Raw genomic sequence first — 24,178 nt, 5'->3', positions numbered from 1 at the left:
CTTATTGTTTTCTAGATTGGCAATAAATATCTGCAGCGGAAGTCATCTCAATAGCATGACAAGGACATTGATTGACACAGGCTTGGCATCCCGTACATTTGTCATAATCAAACTTATACCGATTCCCTTTACCAAGTTTTAAAATTGCCCCGTCTTCTGGACATGCGCCATAACAGCCATCACATTCAAAACAATTACCACAACTGTAGCAACGTGTGGCTTCATACACTGCTTGATCTTGTGTTAGTCCATGAACCACTTCGCTAAAATCTTTAACACGCTCTGCGACACCCGTTTCTTTGATAGGATTACGCTCTGAATCAATTTCATACCAAAGCTGAAGCATGTCATGAGTGACAACTTGATGCTTTTCTTCACTTAAATACACGCCACCACGTAGCCAAGCATCAATATTTCGCGCTGCTTTTTTACCATGACCTGTCGATATTGTTACTGATCGCGAAGATGAAATCATATCGCCGCCAGCAAAAATGCCTTCATAAGTGGTCATCATATGTTCATTAACATAAACGGTACCATCATGATTAACTTCGATATTATCAACATCACTGAATAGTTGGCCTTCAATATCTTGACCGATAGCAAACACCATCGCATCAGCATGCAACGTCTCAATCTTTCCTGTCGGTTGAGCATCACCATTTACATCAACCTCCATTACCTCAACGGCAAGCTCGTCGCCATTAATTGACTTTAAATTCCGTAACCAATGAATTTGAATACCTTCAGCTTCTGCTTCTTCAGCCTCAAATTCATGAGCAGTCATATGATCACGATCAGAAAAGAAAATGACCATCACTTCTTCCGCGCCCAAACGTTTAGCAACACGCGCAGTATCCATGGCCGTATTACCACCACCGAGAACAGCAACTCGAGCTCCAAGTTGCGGTGCTTGATTGTTACCTACGAGGTTAAGGTATTCTGTTGCTTCTAAAATCGGCCCAAAATCTTCTATTTGAATCGCAAGAGATCGGCCGATTTGTGCACCAATAGCAATAAATACAGCATCAAACTGACCCTGCTGTTTTTCCTCTAAGATATTATCCACTTTATGGTTGAGTGTTATTTTCACCCCCATATCTGCAATCATTTGAATTTCTTGCCGTAAAATATCGCGTGGTAATCGATAAGCTGGAATACCGTAATTCATCATTCCTCCAGCCTGAGGATTCGCGTCACGGATTTCGACTTGATGTCCCGCTAAGCGTAAATGATAAGCAGCGGCAAGACCTGCCGGCCCAGCACCGATAATGAGTACTTTATTCTTGGTTTGTTCAGCAATAATTGGATAAGACCAGTGTTGATCTAAAGCAAGATCTCCAAGCATACGCTCAACTTGTTGAATGGAGACAGGTGAATCACTGTGAATACGATTACAGCTCAACTCGCAAGGATGGTAGCAAACACGACCATGAATAGCGGGCATAGGTTGATTAATAACTAATTTTTGCCACGCCTTTTTAAACTCAAATTCTCTCACTAATGCTAGAAAACCTTGAATATCATTTCCCGTAGGGCAACTTTGATTACAAGGTGGTAAATAATCTTTATATACAGGTAGTTTTGTCGGTTTTGGACCAATGCTGATAGAATTAAGACGAGCTGAATCTCTTACGATTTGCTTTACATACATGAGTCACCCTTAATGCATTTAACATTTTTATTTACTCATCTAACTCAAAAGTTATTAAACAATATTCATTATGATAAGAAATAGCTTATGAATTATATTGCTGACACTTAATTCAATCGTATAGATAATGGAAAACAATATTAACTCTTATATAAACAAAACTAACACTGATGATTAAAAAAACAATTAACGATAATTAACAACCATATTAAGATAATATTAACGCTTAGCTTATAATGGTTATTACAAACGATAATGTTTCTTTTTTAGATTGAGATAGAACGAGGATTTTTTTGCGTTTATTTGAATAAATGATGGTTGAGACTCATTAATAATTATCTTAGAGAGAATATAATTCTGATGTGAATTTAATTTTTATTGTATTAGCAATTTACTCTTACTATAAAAACATATTTAGATGACAAAGTTTCTACGCATAACATTCAATTATTTCCTTAAAAACGCTAAAAATTTTACTTCAAAAAAATTTATTATATTCCAGACTCCAACTGGGACGATAAATAGCATAGATAAGAGTAGAAAGTCATTTTTAGTATTTATAATTCCTCCTAATAAATAAAGATAATAGATGTTAACTAAAATAAAAATTACTTGTTTCATTTATATTCCTTAGCGTTAAATTATACAAACGTGCCAAAACTGATTAAAAATCCGCGTGACTCCTATATTAATCGCTTAACAACACAAGGGTTACCGGCTGCTAATACTCCTTTAGGAATATCTTTTGTCACGACGCTGCCTGCACCAATCACTGATTTAGAACCTATCGATACACCTGGCAAAATAATGACTCCATAGCCGATCCAAACATCATCACCAATATGAACAGGTTCTATTTTCAAACGTTCTAACTCAACGGAGGTACCCCGTTTTTCAATATCATGACCACTGCAATCCATAATCACCACATTAGGTCCAAAGATCACTCTATCACCAATATCGACTAACTTATACGAACAAATCGAAGTCCCTTGAAGAGTACTGTTTTTACCTATTGTAATTTGTCCAAAGTCGCCATCTTTAATTGCTACACATGTCAATTTCGTTGGTCCTGAAGGAAATGCAGGAAGCATAGTCGATTCTATATAACAACCCTTACCTATTTTTATAGATCTCGAATTTACAAATGATTCAGTAATAGACGTGCTATCCGAAATTCGAGTCATTGTAATAGAGGGACAACCTGAAAAGCTTACCCAAGGCTCAATTCCAAAATAACAACCGTATCGTTCCGTTATTTGAACATCGCTTAATGTTGTGTCTGTCACCGGGCAAAGTATTCTTTGAGATTGATACATGATCCCACCTTTATTTAAATGAATTTGCTACTTCGGTTATCAAGCCATTTCGCAGAAGTAATACTCTATCTGCAGATGCGATCGTTTCAGGGCGATGAGCAATCATAAGAATAGGAAGATCTATATCTCTAAATGTCTGACAAACAAGTGACTCCGTATGTACATCTAAACTGCTCGTAGCCTCATCTAATATCAACAACTCAGGCTTTTTATATAAAGCTCGCGCAATTAAAATTCGTTGCTTTTGTCCGCCAGATAAACTCGACCCCATCTCACCAATGAGCGTGTGATACCCCATATTTAGGCGCTCTATATCATCATGCACACCCGCTTTTTGAGTACACTGCACTAACCAATCCTCATCTAGCTCAGATCCAAAAAAAGTGATATTTTCAATGATAGAACCACTAAACAATTGATCCTCCTGAAGAACAGCACCAATACGTTGTCTTACATCTTTTATAGAAACATTCGAATTTCCAAAAAACGTAATATGGCCTGCCGTTGGTTGATAAACTCCAAGCAGAAGCTTAGATATTGTTGATTTTCCACATCCAGATGGACCCACGAGAGCAACGATTTCGTTTTGTTTAAGTTGAAATGATGCCTTATTAAGAAGAAGAGGTTCATTCGTACCATAAGAAAAAGAGACACTTGAAAAATCGATCAACTTATCATTATCAGTCGCCATTTTTAATTGAATAGGTGCAAAACCATATTCATTATTTTTTTCTTTTTGAGTAAGTACGATATCCGCTAATCTTTCGTTATAAACAGACAACATTTTATATTCGAAATACTTGTCAATTAACGAACTAATGCTGCCAGAAAAACGTCCTTGATAAGATAAAAATGCAACAAGCATCCCAATAGTAAATTGCCCACTTAAAACTAAATTTGCCCCAAACCAAAGTACCGCGGCAGAAACTAAACTAATAATGGTAATATTTATCGTGTTATAAATCATCCCAAGCTTCATCTCATAAAGTTGGGCATTACGTCTATTAATATTAATATTGCGCCACGCTGATTCACGCCAAGGAAGTGTTCCGTTCACGCGAAGGCTCAATACTCCCCTGACTGTTTCTAAAAAATAACTTTCTTCTTTAGTGTTCGCTTCCCAGCTATTTTCTTCTGCTCGTTTAAAAGCACCAAACCAAGTAAAACGTAGCAGTACATAAATTAATGCTGCAATAATTGCGATTATAGAAAGAGTTGTACTATAAAATAACATAACAACTAATGTGCCAACAGCTAACACTAAATCAAGTAGCGCTTGGATAGCGCTTGTAGTAAGTGTATTTTGAATAACATTAATTGCAGCAAATTTTGCACTGATACTACCAATATCACGTTTTTCAAACCACTCTATAGGTAAGCGAAACAAATGATGAAAAACGTTAGCTGTCCATTGCATATTGAAATTGACAGATAAAGTTATTGTTGCCCATTCTTTTGCAAGACCAATTAGTGTTTGTGTAGCTGTAATAAGAAGAATTGAGAATATAATTAATACCAGCAAATTCTTATCATAACCCACGAGTACTTCATCAATTACAATCTGGTTAAGCATAGGTAATAAGAGTGCTAAAACTTCCAATACAAGTGCAAATATAAAAATTTTAATTAAAGAAGCTTTTAAACCAACGGTCTTACCAATAAGATCTGAAAGCTTAGTCTTTTGTTTTTCATCCTCCTCTTTAAAATCATGCATAGGAGATAATTCTAGAGCGACACCTGTAAAAGACTTATTTACCTCAGACAATGAAAGATGAACTATTCCATTTGCCGGATCGTGAATAACAACTTTATTTCCTTTAACGGATTTCAGAACCACGAAGTGATTTAAATTCCAATGCAAAATACAAGGTGTACTCAACTGATGCAATTCATCTAAATCAAGTCGAACAGCCCTCGCAGAAAGCTTCAGCAATTCACTACATTCAATAAGTCGCGCGAAAGACATACCATGTTGAGTAACATCAAATCTTCCTCGTAAGTGTCTTAAGCTAATTTTATATCCATGCCAATCAGCAATCATCGCAAGACAGGCAACACCACACTCAGCAGTTTCAGTTTGGCGTACTAACGCCAGCTTCTTACCCCATACCCAATCTAATTGACTACTGATATTCACTCGCTAAACCTTCCCTTTAATGGTGTAAAATGGCTCTAAAATCCACTCATAGATCTTTCGAGTATCGAGCTCAACATCTGCCACAACAGTCATTCCTGAAATCAAACGTTCTTCTCGTCCATAAACAGTGATCGTAGGTTTTGAAAGTTTAATTCTTGCTTGGTATAAACCCTCAACTTCAGCATTATTAATCAAGCGACGATTCACAATCATTTCAGGTGCTACCGCTGACGTTGAAATACTCGTTATTGTTCCCACCTGAGCACCAAATTTTTCATAGGGAAAAGCATCAAATCTCAATCTCACTTTTTGGCCAACTTTCATAAAACCAATACTGCGACTTGGTGCATATAATTCGACAAACGTTTTATCACTTTCAGGGACAATAACTAGCAATGGCTGGCCATTGGTAACTGAATGCCCCGTATTTGCAAGAATTGACGCAATAATTCCCTTAATTGGAGATCGCACTTGGCTATCCCCCTTAGACAAAAATTCCACTTTTGTTTGCATCATCGCTTCTAGCTGTCTATCGAGATCCTTCAGCGTAATATCTAAGCTGATATCTTTATTTTTAAGACTTGTAATACGATTTTGCTTTTCTCGTAATAACTTTTGTAAATTTAAATTATGACTCTCAGTTTTCGACTGCTTAGAAAGCAAATCAAGCTGTATCTTTTGATAATCGTAATCTGATAAGAAGTGGTTTTTTAGAAGTGTTTTCTGTTTATTTGCTAATAAGTGAGTCAGTTTCAATTCACGGTTGGATAACTTAAGGAGATTTTTTAAAATACCACTTTCAATATCTAATCGTGTAATATCTTCAACCAAAGCTTGACGCTCTAAATTCGCTTTCACCGATTCTTGCTGTCTTCTTTCAACAAGTAATTGATATTGATTTTCAATCGAAACTAGAATTCTTTGCTTTACAGCAATTCCTGAATCATCAAAGCGCTCGGTTTTTATTTCGTAAAGAGGTGTAAGATTTTCAACCTTATCACCTTCTTTTACAAAAATTTGTTCAATATAGCCCGAATCATTAGCTTGAACCTTAACCATTCCTTCAAGGGGGCTAACTAGACCAACTAACGTTTCTCTTCTTGTATATTCAGCAAGCGTGATGAAGGTTACAATAGCAATCAGCACTAACATTGAAAGACAAAGATAAATATTTTGATTAAAAGAAGCATTAAGTAGAATTCTTCCCTCACTGGTTACTTTTTGCGCTTCAAAATATTCAGGTCGATAAAGATGTTTACCTCGTGCAACCATATCTATTATCTCTTAAAGAATTTGCGTCACAGCAATTGAATTATCTAATTGTTCAATTAATCGTTTATTAATTTTAGTTGAAGAAAGATCTGCACCACACTGACAAATTTTTGTACGACAACGAGTTGGTTTTACTGGTAAAATGATCTCTGTATCATATATAGATCCAATTGATCCATCTTGCATACACCATGCGCGATATATTTCACCTGCAAAAGTAATTACTATACTTTCAACGCCAGCATAACAATCCCAACCAATAAAATTTACTTGATCATTAATAAGCAAATCAAAAGTAGAAACAGTCCCCTTTAAACCATCTATATATTCTATATCCAAAAAAGATCTAGGTTCAGGAAGATTCTTTTCGTCTGGCCACCCTCTGAAGCTTTTCATTAATGACTCTTGCTTATCGGTATAATTGTATTTTTGGGTAATACCACCATGGCCAAAACCTTCAAATAGAGGTTGCAGTGCAATTGAACATTTAACTTGTTCTTTTAAACGTTGAGCGTACGAATAACAATCATTAAACTTTTGAGGATCCATCATCACATTAACATGCAATCGAGTATTTTTAGAACTCTCTAAGGTTTTTGCTACCTCAATAAAATTATTTTCATCTTTAATATCATTGACATGGTAACTCAAACTCACACCATTCAAATATTCAGCATTCTCTCGCCACCATGACAAAGACTTTGAACCATTTGAAACAATACAAACTAATCCACCATTTTCATGTATCAATTGTATTAATTTACTAAAATAACGTAAAAGAGTTACTTCCCCTCCTCCAAACTCAAAATAAGGCGTTAAACCAAGCTTTTTGGCATCTGAACTAATATTTTCTACAAACTGAACCACAACTTCATATGGAGGTGCGTTAATTGAACCACTATTTAAGTCTGGATGACAATAGCTGCATTTATAATTACAGTTATTCATTAAAGCCCAATTCACAGAAAAATAGTTACACTTATTTTTTAGACTAAAAATTTTCATACATATACCATCATATAACTAAAATAAAGACACCATAAAAGACAAACACACTCATATGATTATCATAGGAGCCTCCTATGATAATCAACGTGCTATTTTAATTTCATATAAAGATAAACTAACAAAAAATACATGAAAATGGACATAAAAAAAGTCAATGATAATGACAAATAAAAACCATCAACCTCATTTAAATAAGCTGTTTTTTTATTTAAAAAATAAATTACTCCCCCAGAGAAAACTGTAGACAATAGCATTATTACGCATTTTAAAATATTCATTATTAACATCCTATCCCCCTTACCTATAAAGGTAAGGGGAAATAAATTTACATACAACCACCAAGGCCACTAACGGCACCAATTGAACCATTTACAACAGCCCCTCCTAATCCTCCGCTTACTGCTCCACCTATTACACCAGCAGTGGCATTCCCTAATACACCTCCTAAACAAGAAGTAGCACCACCATTTCCATTAGATGTTCCAACAAACCCACCACCTTGACCACCATAACCAGGTCCTGATGTCATACCACCACCACCTTGGCCATTATAACCACCATCCCCGCCACCATCGACCATCAATATCTCATTCGCATTTAAGTTATACATAATAATTCCCTTTCTATTAATTACAGTAAAAGAGTACTGCGCTCATTAAAGGTTAAAAGACTATTTATCTTGTTAACCATATTTTCTTTTTCCTTAAAATTTCGTCTATATATCCTAATAAATTTGGCAACCACGTTATCGACTCCAATACTAATGAAAACAAAGGTGCTTTTAATATTTGACTCGTTGTTAACTCTCGTTGCAAATCGTTCTCTTTAATATACAAATGAAGCAGAATTAAATAAAAGATCATATTTATTCCACCAAGAATAAGAGGGATCCAAATATGAAATACCAGCATAAGTCCCAATAAAATTAAACTTGATGGGAAAATATATTGTGATGCTGTAATAAAGAACCAAGGCGTTGAGCATATACCAGCAAACCAATGAGTCTTCCAAGCGACAACAAACGCCTCTACTCGTCCTCTCGCCCACCTGCGCCTTTGATTAAACAAACCTTTAGAATCAATTGGACATTGTGTTGAAGCTTTTGCTTTTGGCGCATACCCTGTTTTATATCCATTCGATATTGCTTTCCAACACCAAGCAATATCCTCTACTAACCATTCACTCCAACCACCAAGATCTTTTATAATTGATGCGCGATGTGCCACAAAAGCACCAGCTAACACGGGAACACATCCCAACTTATCTTGTGCCGATCTAATTGCACCATAAAAACTTATGTGCTCATAATGCTGAAGGAGACCAATAAAACTATCTTTATAATTATTAGGAGTTATATATCCACACACTGCAGCGTATCTATTATCAGACCATAATTTACTGACTAATTCTTTAATCCCATCAGATTGAATAAACGTATCACTATCAACAATGACATAAGCATCTCCTGTTGCAATCTCTAAGCTGAGAGCGTAATCCAACGCAAAACCTTTACGCCCATTATTTTTATGTTTGTTTATTAATAAGTACTTTTGTCGCCTTGGAACGTTTAACCATTGCTCAACAGCTTTTTTACTGTCATTCGTTGACCCATCATCTATTATTAAAACTTCAAGCAGTAATGGATATTCTTGATTATCTAAATAAGATAATGTTTTTAATAAAACATCAGAATCTTCATTATAATAAGGAACAAAAACAGACACTGATGGTAATGTCTTAACATTTACTTGTTCTTTTCCATACTTATAAAACACCAATAATACAACCGTTGTAAATAATGTTATTGATGATGTTGAAATTAAAATTAGCTCAAGAAAATCAAACACTATTCGACACCTTAACAATAATTGGCAATTAATCTGTTGATTGATTCATTTGAATATTTTGTCTTACTTAAGTATTCATCATTCAAAATAGTAAATGATGAATATTTAAAATCTCGAAGTTCAAACTTAACATTACCTATTTTCAACCTCTTTTCTTTTGCTAGATTAACAATCTTACTTTTAAAATCTTCAACGCAAAAATCACCGATATTTATTCTATGTCGAGAGATCAAATTTCTTTTTATATCACCTGCTAATATTAAGTTATCTTTACTTTTATTCTTAACATCAAGTTCTTCTAAAATTGCATAATTTTCTTGATATTCGAGTTCATCAAGAAAAAATCTCACTAACTCCTGAACTAAACTATTAGATAAAGCATCATTGAGAATAGAATAACTATCTATATTTAAAAATAAATTCTTCAACCAATTAGTTATTAAAATATGATCGTCCCAAACTGCACCTACACCATCAGCCAGAACATAATTACCAAAATCAGGTACTGCAGTAATCGTTCCGAAATCAAGAAAACGACCATCAATACTAATATTGGAGCTAGTCAAAGAGCCATGTGGTATTCCCTTTACTCTAGAATATGCTATTTGTTTTGCTATACGAACTACAAAGCTTTTTAAACAATCAAATAACTCCTTTTTAGACGATAACGTTGAATCACTAACACCTAATGAGATCGGTAAATAATTAATACATTCTCTTACTCGATCTGCATCATCATTTCTTAAAGAAATATATTCAGGTAAAGGCCAAAAAAAAGTGGCTCTTTCAAAATGTGCAGGGCGAATAGAAAACTCTCTTATCGCTAAAGCACATGGTTTCTTTGGATTATTACCTAAATATGAGAACTCTTCTTGAACATTTGTTTTGATAATAGCTAAAGTTCTAATCGATCCATAAGGTAAGTGTCGATGACAAATTTCACCCCAAATAGCTTCAGAAATAGCTTCATCTAAAAACAGTTTGCCATGAGAATGTGACTTACTCATATTTTGTGCTAATAGTGGTGTTATACCAATACCCTTGACTTGAAAAACACCATCAAATCCACAACGAGCACTACCACCATTACAAACTTCATGTCTAGAACCATAACGATCGGCCCAAAAAGTTTTACATTCATTAATGATTAAACGATTTGAATTTAAATAGTTTGAGGACACATAAGAATATTCGTTTAATAAAAACGCTTCTATCTCTTCTTTTGAACCATTAATATTATATTTTTTTAATAAATCACTATTGAACCAAGCAAGTTCTGCTCCTATTAATCGAAAAGTATCAAATGAAGAAAAAGATATCTCAGGTAAACCTGTTTCAATAAAATTTAACTTTTTTATTTTCCTTACCGATGTTGTTTTAACACTCATAAGTTATTTCCTATTGTGTTTTATGACTAAACCTGATTTATCTCTAATGCAGATATTTATATCTCTGCATGATATAAATGCTTTATACCTTGCATTTCGATATAATTTCTTAATTACAGATAACGTATATGGTTTTTCTGTACATAGAAAATCAACTATAATTAAATTGTTACCTTCATTCCAACACATTGGATGTAGAATAAAATGATCATTATTTAAATATCCCAAAAGAGTTTTATTATCAACCCAAGCCCAAATAAGATACCCGATAGGTTCAATACTTCCTTTACTATCAATTAATATATATTGATTATGTAATATAGCAGGCTTAATCCAATATAAAAATGAATTAATATTTACAGTTTTATGAACACTATCTTTAACTGTTACTTCTAACAACTGTCCAATTTCTTGTAGTATTTCACTCTTATTTTTACCACACTGATCCCTTTCCATAAATAAAGAATTCTTAGTGCTAACAGAGATATTTGATTTATCTAAAATCATCATAAAAGCTTCCATGCGCAAATTTAAAACAACTCTAGTAATTAGAGATAACTAATTAAATCTCATAATTTAATATAACTAAGTATTTGTATATTTTTTAACATCCATACTTATACCCGAATATTAACCCATACTGAAAACGTGATTGAATTCGCATTTATTTTTATTTCTTTGCAATTTACTTATATTATTACATGTCATTTAACTGACTATAAATTTAACTCTCTTCACTATACTCCAAGTAAAATAACCAAGTTTATAATAGATATAACCATATAATTGTTAAAAACAATTATAATATTCTATTGCTTTAAAATTTAGCATACGATTAAGTTCAATGTTTAATTAGCATGCGTAGATACTATATAATTATTTATCAAAAAATCAGTAACCATATATTAATAAAAAAGCCCTCAATATGAGGGCTTTTATCCGTACTTGTTTGCTTAATTATTTATTAGCAAGTTTAATATTTGAAGTTGGCTCACCACTCTCTGTTGACATCATTTTATTATATTGAGCGACACGTTCTTCAAATGCCTGCTTTTCTTTAGGTAACACTGATGTTGCTAGCGGTATTTTAGCTGTCATTGGGTTGACTGGTTTTCCGTCAATATGCAGTTCATAGTGAACATGTGGCCCAGTAACCTCCCCTGTCGCACCGGATAAGGCAATAACTTGACCACGTGTTACATGCTGGCCTTTTTTAACTAAAATACGACTATTGTGAAGGAAGCGTGCACTATATGTTTTGTTATACCGAATATTGATGTAGTTACCCGCATATTTTTGGTACGCAACACGTGTAACCACACCTGTCCCTGTCGCTAATACATGAGTACCAGAAGGCGCACCGATATCGACACCATAATGTGGTTCAAGAATGCCTGATACAGGATTAACGCGAGCTAAACTGAATGGTGAAGTAATACGATAATGAATAGCGGTTGGCCAGCGTAGTAAGGCCGGTTGTAAACCTTCACCGTGTTGATCGTAAAAATTGCCATGACCATCACTATAAGCTGAAATTACGTCTTTTTTAGTATAAATACGTACAGCAAGTATTTGGTTATCACCTGTTGGCGTACTGCCTATGAATTTATTGTTAGTGACGACCTCAAATTTATCGCCAACTTTGAGATGATTGAAACTCACTTTATTTTGTAGAAGATTGATGATTTGAGTTGCATCACTGTATTGCAATCCCGCTTTTTTGGCTGAAGATAAAAAACTACCATCAATAGTGCCAGTGATAACAGCATCATGCCATACACCTTTTAGTACTGTTTTTTTGGCTTCGTAATTACCTTTTGGCGTAAGGGTATATTCAATATTTTCAGCAAGGCTAAGTTGAAGCTGGAATTTTGTTAATTGGTGATTGGCGCTATCAATCCAAAAACGTACAATATTTCCTGCATTTAGATCGGCAACCTTAAAATTACGATCAGCTGAAATGATGGAATACATAACAGAATATGGAATCTTCTCGTGAGCAAAAATCTCACTGAGTGTATCACCTGGCTTAATAGTGTATTGATAACTAGGTTCATTGCTAACACTGTCGCCAATGACTGGTGCCATTGATTTTTTAATAACCTTTTCTGCGGTATTCGATACTGCTTTGTGTGCGTCTGTCGCTAATGAAGTAGCATCAGTATCAGACTTCGCTGGAAGTGTTGTAGTTGATGGTAATACAGTATTATCTTTATGGGCTGGCGCCGATATCGAAACAGGATCTTCGATAGAATGCGACGATGAACGGTGATAATTAGCCATTATTACAGCAACAGCTACTAATGAAAGCCCTGCAAGCCCTAAAAAACGATAATTAGTAAACTTGCTCAATGTTGTCGTTTTAGACCTAGACATAAATCGAATATGCTCGTTATTTTAAATCTTGATTAAAGATAAGGTGAATTTGACATACAAATAAAAACATATCTTTTCTGAACAAAGAATGAATTACTATTTCAGCAGTGAATAATAGTAATTCGTCTATTTATATTAACTCGGCTATTTTATATAAAGATATTTGAAAACATATATTACCGCTGAAACACTCCCCTAACTTTAGGCTATAATCTAAATTATTTCTTTTTTCCTAATTAACTAATAGATAAATATTCAATTATAGTTATTAACATACATTGAACTGTATATATTAATAAAGTACGGTTTTACTCTGTAGTAAATATTTATTTACTCATTTCAATCTAAAGCAATGAATATATGTAGTACATAGAAAATATATTTTCATAAATTAACTAAGTATTCTATTTCTCAGATATTCACAAACTAATAACCATGTTGTTCAGACATTAATGCTAAAACGTCATATAAAAAATAGGGGGAAATAATTACTTAACTCACCAATATAAAACCACCAGCATATTAAGATAAGCTCTTCATCTGTATAAAATAACCAATAATTAATAACGATAATTGATGTTTTTATTAATTACGAGTTAGATCAAAATTTTATAAAATCACACACTACTAATATTCATCATTAGCAGTATTATTCCGCGATTATTTTTTACGATCCAACCTCATATCTTAACTTGTAATATTTTCATTCTATTAAGGAATAATTAATGAAAGTCACATCTCTTGCTCTTGCTATATCATCAACTCTAGTTCTATCTGCTTGTGGTGGTGGCGATAGTTCTGAAGAAACAACAAATTTCACATCAATCTCTGGTAAAGCAATTGATGGCTATATTGTCGGTGCAACGGTATATCTTGATTTAAACTACAATAATAAACGAGATTCTGGTGAACCCTACGCTATAACAACAACTGGTGGTAATTTTGATATTGTCCTTGATGCTAACGATGCGTCTTGTTCTGACTATGTACCAACGATTGTTGATGTTCCTGTTGGTGCGATTGATGAAGATCTTGGCGAAGTAACTGAAGCTTACCAAATGGTTATTCCACCAAATATCATTATTTCATCGAATACTGATATCGAAAACATCACCCCTTTAACAACCGTATTATGGTCCACCATCGAACGAGAATTACGTCAAGATAAGCAACAACTAAGTTGTAAAACGATCAAAGAACAATCGGAAATACGCAGCAACATTCAAAACCGATTATTAGAACAAGAAAAACGATTAGCACAACGTTATGGTGTTACCGCTGATGAACTCTACGGTGATTTCATTGCTTCTGGTAATGCTGAATTGCATGATATTGCCATTGCTTTAGTTCCTTCTTTAAAAAAATCATATCAAGATACTATTGCACTTGAAAAAAAACACCCTGACGCATGACTAGCTAGCGTTGAATATTATCAAGGGCCATGGAGCTACAATGGTGATCCTGATGATAAAACTTGGCATAAAGAAGAAACTGTTTATCGCACAATCTCAGATAAAGAATCTGAAAGTACAAAAAGTATCTATGAAGTAAGTGATGATCTATCTACTATCATTAGGGATGTACATTTAGATCGCGTATATTCATTACAACGTGACGGTATCCGTTTCTCATACGCCAATGAGTTTGAACAAGGTGGTTGTACTATTCGAGAATCAATCGCTCAAAATAGTAATCCCTCTTATCAAATCAGCAACACCTATGTCGATTCAAATCAACCTAACTTAGCAGCATGTAGTCAATTAGCTGTCGCTGATACTCAACATTTAAATCAACAAGATGTCGAAATTGAATATAATGTTGATAATATTAGTTACCGTGGCTATTTCAGTTATAGTGGTAATTCATTAAATGAAGGTGAACAATTTCTTAATTTGAAAGGGAATTTGAATAATATTACCGCTAGTGATTTAAACATCTTCAACTCTATTAGTACTGATTTTTCAGATACCTCTATACACTCAGCAAATAGTGCCTGGCGTAGTTATACCATTCAAGAAGCTGATCGTAGTGTTAATATAACTCGAGATCTAATTAGCAAAAAATACCATAAATCAGATGATTATTTTAATGGCATTCATAAAGAATATTGCTCTGACGATGGCAGCAACTGGACACCAACAAATAATATCAACAATTGTTTCTAAAATAATAAATAGAGTAATGGGCAGTATTGCTCATTACTCATACTGTTGGCCGATATGCATGACAACTACAACAACCCAATAATACAACGACTGCCATTAAGATTAACATCTAAATACATTAACGGACAAGCATCCCCTATCAGTTATGGTAAACTCAGTGATAAGTATTTGTATGTAACCGATAGCAGCATTACCAGTGTGGATAGAAAAAGACGTCCACCGCTATCGTTTACAGTAAATTTTAGTGCCTCTGGTTGTACTCCATAGGTTAACTAGAAAAATGAAGAGTATAAAAATCAAATGAGTAGTCAGAGTATCCAGTGGTTCCCGGGACTAAAAACACCACGTCCATTAACGTTTAATAAAAACCACATTTAACATTACCAATCAATAAGTTAACCATAATTCATCGTCCATTGAAATCCACTAAATAATACCCCAAGCCAACACTTTTAGTACCCCATGATGTACCCCATAAATCGAAACTAATATATACTGGCGAAGTCTAGTTTTGAGGTTACGAATATGGCTCGTCAAGTGACACGGCTTACTGATAGAAAAGTGAAAACTATAGCAGCAACAGGCAAGGAATTTACCCTATCAGATGGTAATGGATTACAGCTTCGTGTACGCCCTGCTGGCACTAAATCATGGCAATTTAAATATAGTGATCCTGTAACAAACAAAACACAGAAACTCACTCTAGGCACTTATCCTGATCTATCACTGGCAAATGCACGCACAAAAACGGTTGAGTATCGTGAGCTATTAGCACAGCAGATAAATCCAAAATTATTTGAGCAAACCAAAAAGCTAGAAGCTCGCAAACAACAAGCAGACACCTTTTTAACCATCGCTGAATTATGGTTTGAGCGCAAAAAGGACAACATCACGCCCGAACACGCTTACCGTGAATGGAGGACATTAGATAAATATATCTTCCCTCACCTTGGCAAAACTCCAATCACTGCAATTAATGCTGTCGGTACTATTGCTGTTTTACGGCCATTAGAAAAAGACGGTAAATATTCAACCGTTAAAAGAATATGCCAGAGTGTTAATCAAATAATGGATTTTGCGGTTAACCACGGCTTAATACATGCCAACCCACTGGCAAAGATCATTAAAGTATTTCGAAAAAATACCGTATTACACATGCCAACAATACGACCAGAACAACTTCCCGACTTTTTAGAGCGCTTAAACGCCTGCGCAAGAGTTCAAACGAAAACCAAATTACTCATTCTGTGGCAATTGCACACAATGACGAGACCTAAAGAAGCTGCTACAACACGTTGGGCTGATATTGATTTAGAAAATCGAGTATGGACGATTCCAGCTGAAAATATGAAGCGTCGAAAAGCGCACCGTATACCGTTAACGCTACAAGCTATCGAGATCTTAGATCAAATACGTCCACTCAGTGAACAGCATGATTATGTCTTCCCTGGTGAGCGTGATACAACAAGCCATGTAAGCCTATTTACAGCGAACGCTGCTATTAAACGTAGTCTAGGGCTAAAAGATGAATTAGTCGCTCACGGACTGCGCTCAGTCGCTTCTACCGCTCTTCATGAACAAGGTTTTGATAGTTTGCTTATTGAAGCGTGCTTATCACATGCCGATCAAAATGAAGTAAGGGCAAGTTACAACCGCTCTGATTATTTAGAGCAGCGTAAAGAGATTATGAGCTGGTGGAGTGCATATATAGAAGAAGCCGCACAAGGCAGCTTCTTCTATAATTAGCAAGTATCTAACTCTTGAGATACCAGACTGACACTTAATTAATAGAGTGTCTTACTCAATTTAAAATTCCTAAATAATGACGATGTGAATGGATTAGCGTCCTCTTCCGTATTTAATCGGTAAACGACATCACCACCATCGATAGTGAATCTATAATCAACACTCGTTTCACTAGCACCTACAACTTGACCTCGTTCAAGAAGACGGAAAAATGCCCATGGTCCTTGAATCGTAATAGCTCGTGGCGATAAATTCTTCGACACAGGAACTAATGATAATTTAGATACTGCAGTTTCACGTAATGTATTAGGCCAAACTAATTCTATTGGCCGACGAGAACCATGACTGTACTCAACATACTGACCATCAACATTAATCACACTACGACGTTGATTAGCACTTAAATTAATTGGCTCAAGCGTAAACTCAACATCTAATATACCTTTACGATTAAAGAACGCTTGTTGTATTTTTTCCGCATTAGCAAATTGTTTTAGTACATCACTACGTAATAATGACAGCGCATTACTACTATTCGTACCCATTGATATATTATCATCAATAAATAGTTTCAAGTCATTGTTATAAAAACTTTCCAATGTGCCATCGGGCGCAAAAAAAGTTTCGAAATCTTTTAGTGATACATCTTTTGATGCACTGCTATTGAATGGATAACGAGAAATCAATTTTTCTTGATATTCTTTATAAACATCACGCTGCCAACGTACTTCAACATATTTAATCGCTTCTTGCTTAACCACATACCAACTTTCTTCTGCAATCTCTTTTACTAAACTATCAAGTGGTTTCGGTAAATTAGTTGCTATTTGTTGCAATGCTGAAATAGGGTCATTGCCTTTTAATGCTAGTCTATTTTTCGTTGCCTCTAAAGCTGCTTTACCCTTATCAGGTGCATCTTGAATCGCTTTCATATAATGATAAAGCTGCTGTACTAAAGCCATAACTTCTTGTAAATATGCAGGTTGATTACCATTATCGTCCAAAATTGAATCTATATCAGTAAACGGTGTTGCAATCATTGATGCCACCTTATATTGCGGTGATGTCATCAACGCCAAACGCGCTTTATCATTTTCAGGTAACTTCGGAAATAACTGAGTATTTATATCAACTGTTTTAATAAAACGCTCTATTGGTTGCTTATGTCCAACTATATTACCTAAAACAATTATCGCTTCATTAATATCAGAAAAGTATTTTATTTCAATATTATTTAACGCTAATTGCCATGTGTTCACATAATCATCGACATAAAAATTGCGAATTTTCTGACGTAAAACTTGCTTATCTTCTGCGCTAAACTTTGCTACTGTTGATTCGCCTAGCACCCAACTATCAGCCAATGCTATATCTGACAGTGACTCTATTTTAGGTAAAAAGTAATTATTAAACCCTTTAATAGTTAATAGCTGTGGAATATTTAGAGCTCCGTCTTGTATACGCTGACCAAATACGACCTCAAATACAGGACCAACCGCTTTTTTAATATTAAGAGGCGCACCTAATGTTTGCTCTGCTGTACGTTTTAAATTGTCATATACACGATCAGCCAAATCCAATGAACTAAGATCTTGTTGAGTGTCCTCAATTAAATTATCGTACGGACTCATTATCGAAATCGCATTTTTATTTCCATGATTACGAAGACCTTGTAAATCAGTATATGCTAACGAATAATTCAAATGCGCAAGTAATTGTTCTTGAGTTTTAGCATCATTAGGAAAAGCTTGTTGCCAGACTTGTTCAAAATACCTTCTGACAACATCATCTTGTCGTCCACTTCGATCGGTCAACATTCTAAAGACCCGTAATGCAGATAACTCTTGTTGCTCAGAATTAGCATTTTTAATATCCGCAGCTAACTGTTTCATTAATGCTGGCAAGAACCGAAATTGCAGTAACCCTAAATAGGTCTCTTCAACTTTAGGTCCAATTTTATGTCCTTGGTAAAGCCCCATATCAGATACATACTTAGGCTGATCTTGAAACACCCCGAACTCTAATGTTGCTTGACGAATTGAGTTTAATGGTGCTAATAATTCCTGTTCTGAACGCATTAATTTAGCATTCGAATATTCCTCTTTAAATTGGTTAACTTGATCAAGTACCGCATTTTCATGAGCAATATTTAGGCTGTAATAACGTTGCCAACCCCCAATTAACAATACAGATGCAATGCTACATGCTAATACCGACATCGATAACACTTTTGTCTTATGGCGAATAACACGCAAACTGTCAGATGCAATCCCCGCTTCTGGATAAATAATCTCGTTAAAAAGTCTCTTTACAAAAAAAGTAGTTGAGTTTTTAGAGTGTTGCGCACTATTAATAGTATTTGATAAACCATAACGACGAGATGCAGCATCGACAAATGCATTAGTGGGTACCCCTTGCTGATAAACAGACATAAAGTAAATACCACGAATTAACGCAGGTGTAGAAAACTGATCACAAGCAAACGCATCTTTTAGTAACTGCTTTAATACATCATGTAATCCAGCTACTTGACGAGAAAAACTATAAATGGCGGTACGATCTTCAGTATCAACGGCATGACGTAACGCCAATGGTAAGGAATCATTAATCCGTTCAATAAACTGAGTGTAATCGTGGTCAAATTCAGCTAACCAGTGATCAAAATCTTTTACAGTATCCAGTGAAAAAGTAAATCCCATGACCTCTTCACGCTGACTTTGGGTATAACTGCGGAAATAAGGTTCAAAGCCATGTAAAAGATCCAATTTAGTCAATGCGATATATACTGGCATTCGTGTTGATAAGATCTCCATCAACTCACGTAATCGCGCTCTTAATAAATTAGCGTATGCGCGGCGCTCTGCAACAGTTGAACTCGCAAGGTGCTCTATATCAAGAGCAATAACAACCCCATTTAATGGTCGTTGTGAACGCGTTTTTTCTAGCCAATTGACAAAATTAAGCCATAAACGCCGCTCTAATTCTCCATCATTACTCTCTTCATTTTGACGTTGTGTCAATAATTCACCATCGGGATCAATCAGTACGGCATCATCTCCGATCCACCAATCAAAAGAATATGGATTCTCACTTTTCTTCCCTGATGCACGCATTACACTAGAAAAAGCAAAATTCTGACTTGAACGATTAATTAAGCTTGTTTTACCCGCATTTTCTAGTCCTAATACCAAATACCATGGCAAACAATAAAGGTAATTACGCTTATTTAAATTTTGTTTTAGTTCACCCATTATTTGATTAAGTTCAACCTGTTGACGTTCTTCTAAACGTTTAATAGGATCTTCAAGTAATCTATCTTCGCGCGCTTTATCTTTGTTGATACGTTGCAAGCTACGCCATTGCATAACTCCCCATACTGTAAAACAGCACAAAGAAAAAATAATACTCAGAACGACACGAGATATAACAGTAGCTAAAGGTTGTTGGCCATAAATATCTAACCAGGGGCCCGCCCACCAGATAGCTACATTAATTAGAATAAATGTAGCTAACATAATCACAGGTAATGATGTTTTAAAACTTGAAACTAGCCTGAAACTGATTGATCTTATTAAATTCCACATTTTATATTTTCCCTGTGGTTATTCTGCTGCAATATTATTTTTAATTTGTTCAATTAATGACGGTTCCCATTCTGTAACCGACATTTCATTTACTTGACGATATAAAGTCTGATATTGCTCTGATGCCATTGCAGGCAATGCGTTTTTCTTCATCACATCAGCAGATAACAAACGCCAATAAAAAGCATCTCTCGGTTCAGTTGCTTGTGATAACCCGTCATTCAGCATTTTAAGAGAAGGAGCAATTCCCTCTTCAAGTGCTAGTGCAAGCGCTTCATCACGTCTCTCATTCCAACTGCCCATTTGAACCGCTTCATCAACCTTTACATTGCCAACAGAGCTATCTAACCACTTCAAGCTCACTTCACTAATAAAAGGCATCGACCCTTTAAATGAACAAGTTTTCAATGCTGGTAATCGTTGAATAAAGCGTTGTAATTCATCTTTAATAATCGCAGCCCACATATCTTGTCCCAATGCTATTGCGATACGATAACTTAAGAAATGTCCATCTAACCAATAAGGAGCTTTAGTTAAACTTTCTTCTACTCGACGCCACAATTCAATATCAGCCCCACGCTGTAAACCTTCTTCATAATCACTAATACGATCAAATGAAACTGGCATTAACTGTGTTTCTCCATTCACGTTAGCATCAGGTAAACTATGAATTGAATACCACATTGCAAAACGACGAATACGGAGGCTTAACATCACACCATCACAACCAAGTTCAGAAAGACACTCAACAATTTTTAGGAGTGACATTTTAAAATTACGATCGCTACTACTATCAATATTTAAATTAGGTATCGGCACTGCAGATACGGCTGACGTCACATTATTAGAATTAGACGAATCTACCGCTGAAGCTATCCTTGCCTTTAGGGGGTTAACTTTAGAGATGCTACTCACTTGAGCTAATTTATGTCGTAAACGCGCACTGATATCATTAACAACATCTACAGGTAACATCAGCGTTTCAGCATGCTGATAAAGCTCTCGTAGCAGCGTTTCTAATACTGTTTTAAGTTCCGTATCAAACAAAGTACTGTCTAATTTATCTGCTGAGACATACGTTCGCTGACAAATTTGATTAAAAAACTTTTTACGGTGAACCACGCCGCGTTTACCAGGTATAGGTTGACATTCAAACCAAAAATTCGAGATAAAGTCTACCAGCACACCAATAGATAAAGTGAAACGTTCAGGCGTAGATTTATGTTGTAAACACTGCATTAACACTGTAAGTAGCTTGATATCTTTCGATTTCGTCGAGAGTAAACTTATTACACTGCTTTCAACCTCTTCCCATTGCACTTCACCATGAGAAAGTGAACCCACCTTCATCATCTGGCTATCAATAAAGTTCAGCTGAGGATCATCCCTCAAACGCTCACCAACAGGATTATCTGCCATTATAGGAGTGAGCAATTGCTCTCTAAAACTTATCATTGACATTTAATACTCCTACCAACGGCAAATTTCTCGCATTGGCGTAAGTGCCTCAGCAAGATTTTTATTATCAAACTCTAAATTATCAATACCTGCTATGTCAGAACGTAATATCAATTGTGGTGCAGAAGTCATCGCTTTTATTGCATCAATTGCAGGTATTCCACGACCAGAACGTAATAAATATCCGCTATCATCACTAATCCAATCTTGTGTTACCACAGGTGATCCTGGAATTGATATGCTGACTCGTCCGGCTTGAATTGGCTCTGGCAAAATTAATTGGATACGGCTAATTTTTTCGAAACAAGTCAGCATAAGAATTGGCCCCAACTGAGTATCAGTCAGTGGGGCATTCATTGCGGTTGCAGTTAACCACATACGTGATAATCCATTACCTTCATCTTGTTGATTTAAAATAAAGCCTTTTGTATCCCCACGATTTTGCTCACTCTTCATCGCACGTATCCACGATGACGGATATTGCACAGCATTACGACTCATCAATGTTTCAACAGCTGCAATAGGTGTATCAAAAACCTCATCAAAACACTGTAAACGCTCAAGCTTTGATTCAATATCTCGACACTGATTTGCTCGATCTAACATTACTGTAGAATCTTGTTGTGCTGATACTAAGCTAGGTACAAAAATCAAACTTAACGGTAATACTATCCATTTCATTATCATCTGATCTGGATCTCCAACTTTTGGCATTTATGTGCCAGAGTACGTTTAGGTAGTCCTAAACTTTCAGCAGCCTTAGCACGATCACCGTTATACTGTTCTAATCGATTGCGGATGATGGCTTTTTCATAAGATTCTAATGCTGTACGTAAATCATTGATCGCTGAAAAGTCATCACCATGAGCAGCAAACTCCTTCACTACCATTTTTATATCTAATGGCAACTTGGTAGTGAAAGCTGATTTTTCAATCATTCCCCCACACTGAGTTTGGACACAAGCAAATTCAATTAATGATCGTAGTTCACGTACATTACCCGGATAGTTCAGGCTTTTAAGCTTGCTAAGCGCCGATAGTGATAAACCTAAAATATTACGTTGCTCACGATCGTTATACTGATGGATAAAATAAGTTGCTAACTCATCAATATCAATCAATCGACTATTCAGATTTGGCACCAATAATGGATATTGATATATACGATAATAAAGATCTTGTCTGAAACCACCATCATTCACACTTTGGCGCAAATTGACATGAGTTGCAGCGATTAAACGAAAGTTCGAAGATTGCTCTTTATTCGATCCTAAAGGCCGATACTGGTATGTTTCCAATACTCGCAATAATTTAGCTTGCAAAGCCAATGGTAACTCGCCCATTTCATCTAAAAATAATGAACCGCCATCAGCTTGGGCAATCAACCCTTTACGGCTTGTCAGTGCGCCTGTAAATGCCCCTTTCTCATAACCAAATAACTCACTTTCTAGTAAATTTTCAGGGATTGCAGCACAATTAATTGCAACAAAAGGTTTATTTCGACGAGATGACAAGCTATGAACAGCTTTCGCAACCAACTCTTTGCCTGAGCCAGTTTCACCTTGAATAAGCACCGTGAGATTAGAACCAGCAGCCATTGCTATTTGCTCACGCAACTGCTCCATAACAACACTGCTTCCAATCAATTTGCATGTCATATCTAACCATGCATTTTTTTCCTGCTGTTGAGCTTTCAAACGTACAATAGAATCACTCAGTTGTTGTTTATGCGAATGCTGCATCTCCATATCTTTGAGTAACATCCATTGTGCAACAAACGCATCACTAAACTCATGCCAATTATCATCAGTCAACAATCCATTAATTATATTCTGTTGCCCAATAAGTACCTGAATCGCAGTAACTTGTTTATCACTATTAAATAGTGGCGCAATTAATAAACTACTGCGAGAATCAACTAATTCAGCTAATTGCTTAAACGGTTCATTCTGTTGCCAATAAACTAACCGATTATGATCAAGTAAAATCAATGATGCTTGTTGTAATACATGAGAAAAAGGGTGATCAAAATCACTCACATCCCATGTCCAACCTTTATTACCAGCAACAAACAAAGCCCGACCATCTGCTGTCGGATAAACAACATAACTGGCCGTTAACGCTAACTCTTGCTTTAACGTATTATTATAAAAATCAGTCAGCTTAACTCTATCTCTATAACTAATTAATGCTGATATACAATGAAGCCATTGTTGCATGACAA

Annotated in this window: 17 protein-coding genes; 3 read left to right on the top strand and 14 right to left on the bottom strand. The window is 35.4% G+C overall.

Translation table 11 applies throughout. The features are described from left to right. Nucleotide 1 precedes the first annotated feature (1 nt). From PPBDW_RS22035 to PPBDW_RS21990, 10 genes are all read right to left on the bottom strand, one after another. Complete coding sequence (locus PPBDW_RS22035) at nt 2-1,654, bottom strand: NAD(P)-binding protein (protein WP_036789830.1); 1,653 nt, start codon at nt 1,652-1,654, stop codon at nt 2-4. A 683-nt stretch (nt 1,655-2,337) separates the two neighbouring features. Next, a complete protein-coding gene (locus PPBDW_RS22895) occupies nt 2,338-2,748 on the bottom strand; it encodes a DapH/DapD/GlmU-related protein (RefSeq protein ID WP_272897496.1) in 411 nt (136 codons plus the stop codon). Between the two features lie 235 nt (nt 2,749-2,983). Continuing rightward, nucleotides 2,984-5,110: a peptidase domain-containing ABC transporter gene (locus tag PPBDW_RS22025; protein WP_036789824.1), complete on the bottom strand. Its 2,127-nt coding sequence runs from the start codon at nt 5,108-5,110 to the stop codon at nt 2,984-2,986. Nucleotides 5,111-5,113: 3 nt separating this feature from the next. Continuing rightward, nucleotides 5,114-6,382, bottom strand: coding sequence for an HlyD family secretion protein (locus tag PPBDW_RS22020; RefSeq protein WP_036789821.1), 1,269 nt, complete (start codon nt 6,380-6,382; stop codon nt 5,114-5,116). A gap of 12 nt (nt 6,383-6,394) precedes the next feature. Further along, nucleotides 6,395-7,387 (bottom strand): radical SAM protein, encoded by a 993-nt coding sequence (locus PPBDW_RS22015; protein WP_036789818.1) that lies wholly within the window; start codon nt 7,385-7,387, stop codon nt 6,395-6,397. Between the two features lie 328 nt (nt 7,388-7,715). Further along, nucleotides 7,716-8,000: a hypothetical protein gene (locus tag PPBDW_RS22890; protein ID WP_036789813.1), complete on the bottom strand. Its 285-nt coding sequence runs from the start codon at nt 7,998-8,000 to the stop codon at nt 7,716-7,718. 64 nt (nt 8,001-8,064) lie between these two features. Then, nucleotides 8,065-9,237: a glycosyltransferase family 2 protein gene (locus PPBDW_RS22005; protein ID WP_036789810.1), complete on the bottom strand. Its 1,173-nt coding sequence runs from the start codon at nt 9,235-9,237 to the stop codon at nt 8,065-8,067. 11 nt (nt 9,238-9,248) lie between these two features. Beyond that, complete coding sequence (locus PPBDW_RS22000) at nt 9,249-10,625, bottom strand: protein adenylyltransferase SelO family protein (RefSeq protein WP_054262232.1); 1,377 nt, start codon at nt 10,623-10,625, stop codon at nt 9,249-9,251. A 3-nt stretch (nt 10,626-10,628) separates the two neighbouring features. Beyond that, nucleotides 10,629-11,135 carry a toxin-activating lysine-acyltransferase gene (locus PPBDW_RS21995; protein ID WP_036789808.1) on the bottom strand — a complete coding sequence of 169 codons (507 nt, stop codon included), beginning with the start codon at nt 11,133-11,135 and terminating at the stop codon, nt 10,629-10,631. 447 nt (nt 11,136-11,582) lie between these two features. Next, nucleotides 11,583-13,001 (bottom strand): peptidoglycan DD-metalloendopeptidase family protein, encoded by a 1,419-nt coding sequence (locus PPBDW_RS21990; RefSeq protein ID WP_036789805.1) that lies wholly within the window; start codon nt 12,999-13,001, stop codon nt 11,583-11,585. 725 nt (nt 13,002-13,726) lie between these two features. Between PPBDW_RS21990 and PPBDW_RS21985 the strand changes: the two genes are divergently transcribed. The 3 genes from PPBDW_RS21985 to PPBDW_RS21975 all read left to right on the top strand — a co-directional run bounded on the left by PPBDW_RS21985 (nt 13,727) and on the right by PPBDW_RS21975 (nt 16,912). Continuing rightward, entirely contained in the window at nt 13,727-14,413 is a 687-nt protein-coding gene (locus PPBDW_RS21985) for a hypothetical protein (RefSeq protein WP_036789802.1), read from the top strand. 492 nt (nt 14,414-14,905) lie between these two features. Beyond that, complete coding sequence (locus PPBDW_RS21980) at nt 14,906-15,166, top strand: hypothetical protein (RefSeq protein WP_036789799.1); 261 nt, start codon at nt 14,906-14,908, stop codon at nt 15,164-15,166. A gap of 525 nt (nt 15,167-15,691) precedes the next feature. Next, nucleotides 15,692-16,912, top strand: a complete 1,221-nt coding sequence (locus tag PPBDW_RS21975) for a tyrosine-type recombinase/integrase (protein ID WP_036789798.1) — start codon at nt 15,692-15,694, stop codon at nt 16,910-16,912. 38 nt (nt 16,913-16,950) lie between these two features. On the opposite strand, the gene tssM is transcribed toward PPBDW_RS21975, so the two are convergent. From tssM to PPBDW_RS21955, 4 genes are read right to left on the bottom strand one after another with little or no spacing between them, the layout of a single operon-like run. Continuing rightward, nucleotides 16,951-20,496 carry a type VI secretion system membrane subunit TssM gene (gene tssM, locus PPBDW_RS21970; RefSeq protein WP_036789797.1) on the bottom strand — a complete coding sequence of 1,182 codons (3,546 nt, stop codon included), beginning with the start codon at nt 20,494-20,496 and terminating at the stop codon, nt 16,951-16,953. 18 nt (nt 20,497-20,514) lie between these two features. Further along, on the bottom strand, nt 20,515-21,957 hold the full coding sequence (gene tssA, locus PPBDW_RS21965) for a type VI secretion system protein TssA (RefSeq protein WP_036789796.1): 1,443 nt from the start codon (nt 21,955-21,957) through the stop codon (nt 20,515-20,517). Nucleotides 21,958-21,966: 9 nt separating this feature from the next. Then, nucleotides 21,967-22,668 carry a type VI secretion system-associated protein VasI gene (gene vasI / locus PPBDW_RS21960; RefSeq protein WP_237043494.1) on the bottom strand — a complete coding sequence of 234 codons (702 nt, stop codon included), beginning with the start codon at nt 22,666-22,668 and terminating at the stop codon, nt 21,967-21,969. Next, a complete protein-coding gene (locus PPBDW_RS21955; RefSeq protein ID WP_036789789.1) occupies nt 22,638-24,173 on the bottom strand; it encodes a sigma-54 interaction domain-containing protein in 1,536 nt (511 codons plus the stop codon). The genes vasI and PPBDW_RS21955 overlap by 31 nt, the downstream gene beginning before the upstream one ends. Between the last annotated feature and the right edge of the window lie 5 nt (nt 24,174-24,178).

The organism is Photobacterium kishitanii (genome assembly GCF_000613045.3).
GTDB lineage: Bacteria > Pseudomonadota > Gammaproteobacteria > Enterobacterales > Vibrionaceae > Photobacterium > Photobacterium kishitanii.
The sequence above is the reverse complement of the archived record's forward strand: the minus strand, read 5'-3'. Positions and strand labels throughout refer to the sequence as shown.

Bases quoted from the DNA above. Each gene is read 5' to 3' on its own strand.
- PPBDW_RS22035 (WP_036789830.1), bottom strand. From the start codon at position 1,654: ATGTATGTAAAGCAAATCGTAAGAGATTCAGCTCGTCTTAATTCTATC.
- PPBDW_RS22895 (WP_272897496.1), bottom strand. From the start codon at position 2,748: ATGCTTCCTGCATTTCCTTCAGGACCAACGAAATTGACATGTGTAGCA.
- PPBDW_RS22020 (WP_036789821.1), bottom strand. From the start codon at position 6,382: ATGGTTGCACGAGGTAAACATCTTTATCGACCTGAATATTTTGAAGCG.
- PPBDW_RS22015 (WP_036789818.1), bottom strand. From the start codon at position 7,387: ATGAAAATTTTTAGTCTAAAAAATAAGTGTAACTATTTTTCTGTGAAT.
- PPBDW_RS22890 (WP_036789813.1), bottom strand. From the start codon at position 8,000: ATGTATAACTTAAATGCGAATGAGATATTGATGGTCGATGGTGGCGGG.
- PPBDW_RS22000 (WP_054262232.1), bottom strand. From the start codon at position 10,625: ATGAGTGTTAAAACAACATCGGTAAGGAAAATAAAAAAGTTAAATTTT.
- PPBDW_RS21995 (WP_036789808.1), bottom strand. From the start codon at position 11,135: ATGATGATTTTAGATAAATCAAATATCTCTGTTAGCACTAAGAATTCT.
- PPBDW_RS21990 (WP_036789805.1), bottom strand. From the start codon at position 13,001: ATGTCTAGGTCTAAAACGACAACATTGAGCAAGTTTACTAATTATCGT.
- PPBDW_RS21985 (WP_036789802.1), top strand. From the start codon at position 13,727: ATGAAAGTCACATCTCTTGCTCTTGCTATATCATCAACTCTAGTTCTA.
- PPBDW_RS21975 (WP_036789798.1), top strand. From the start codon at position 15,692: ATGGCTCGTCAAGTGACACGGCTTACTGATAGAAAAGTGAAAACTATA.
- tssM (WP_036789797.1), bottom strand. From the start codon at position 20,496: ATGTGGAATTTAATAAGATCAATCAGTTTCAGGCTAGTTTCAAGTTTT.
- tssA (WP_036789796.1), bottom strand. From the start codon at position 21,957: ATGTCAATGATAAGTTTTAGAGAGCAATTGCTCACTCCTATAATGGCA.
- vasI (WP_237043494.1), bottom strand. From the start codon at position 22,668: ATGCCAAAAGTTGGAGATCCAGATCAGATGATAATGAAATGGATAGTA.
- PPBDW_RS21955 (WP_036789789.1), bottom strand. From the start codon at position 24,173: ATGCAACAATGGCTTCATTGTATATCAGCATTAATTAGTTATAGAGAT.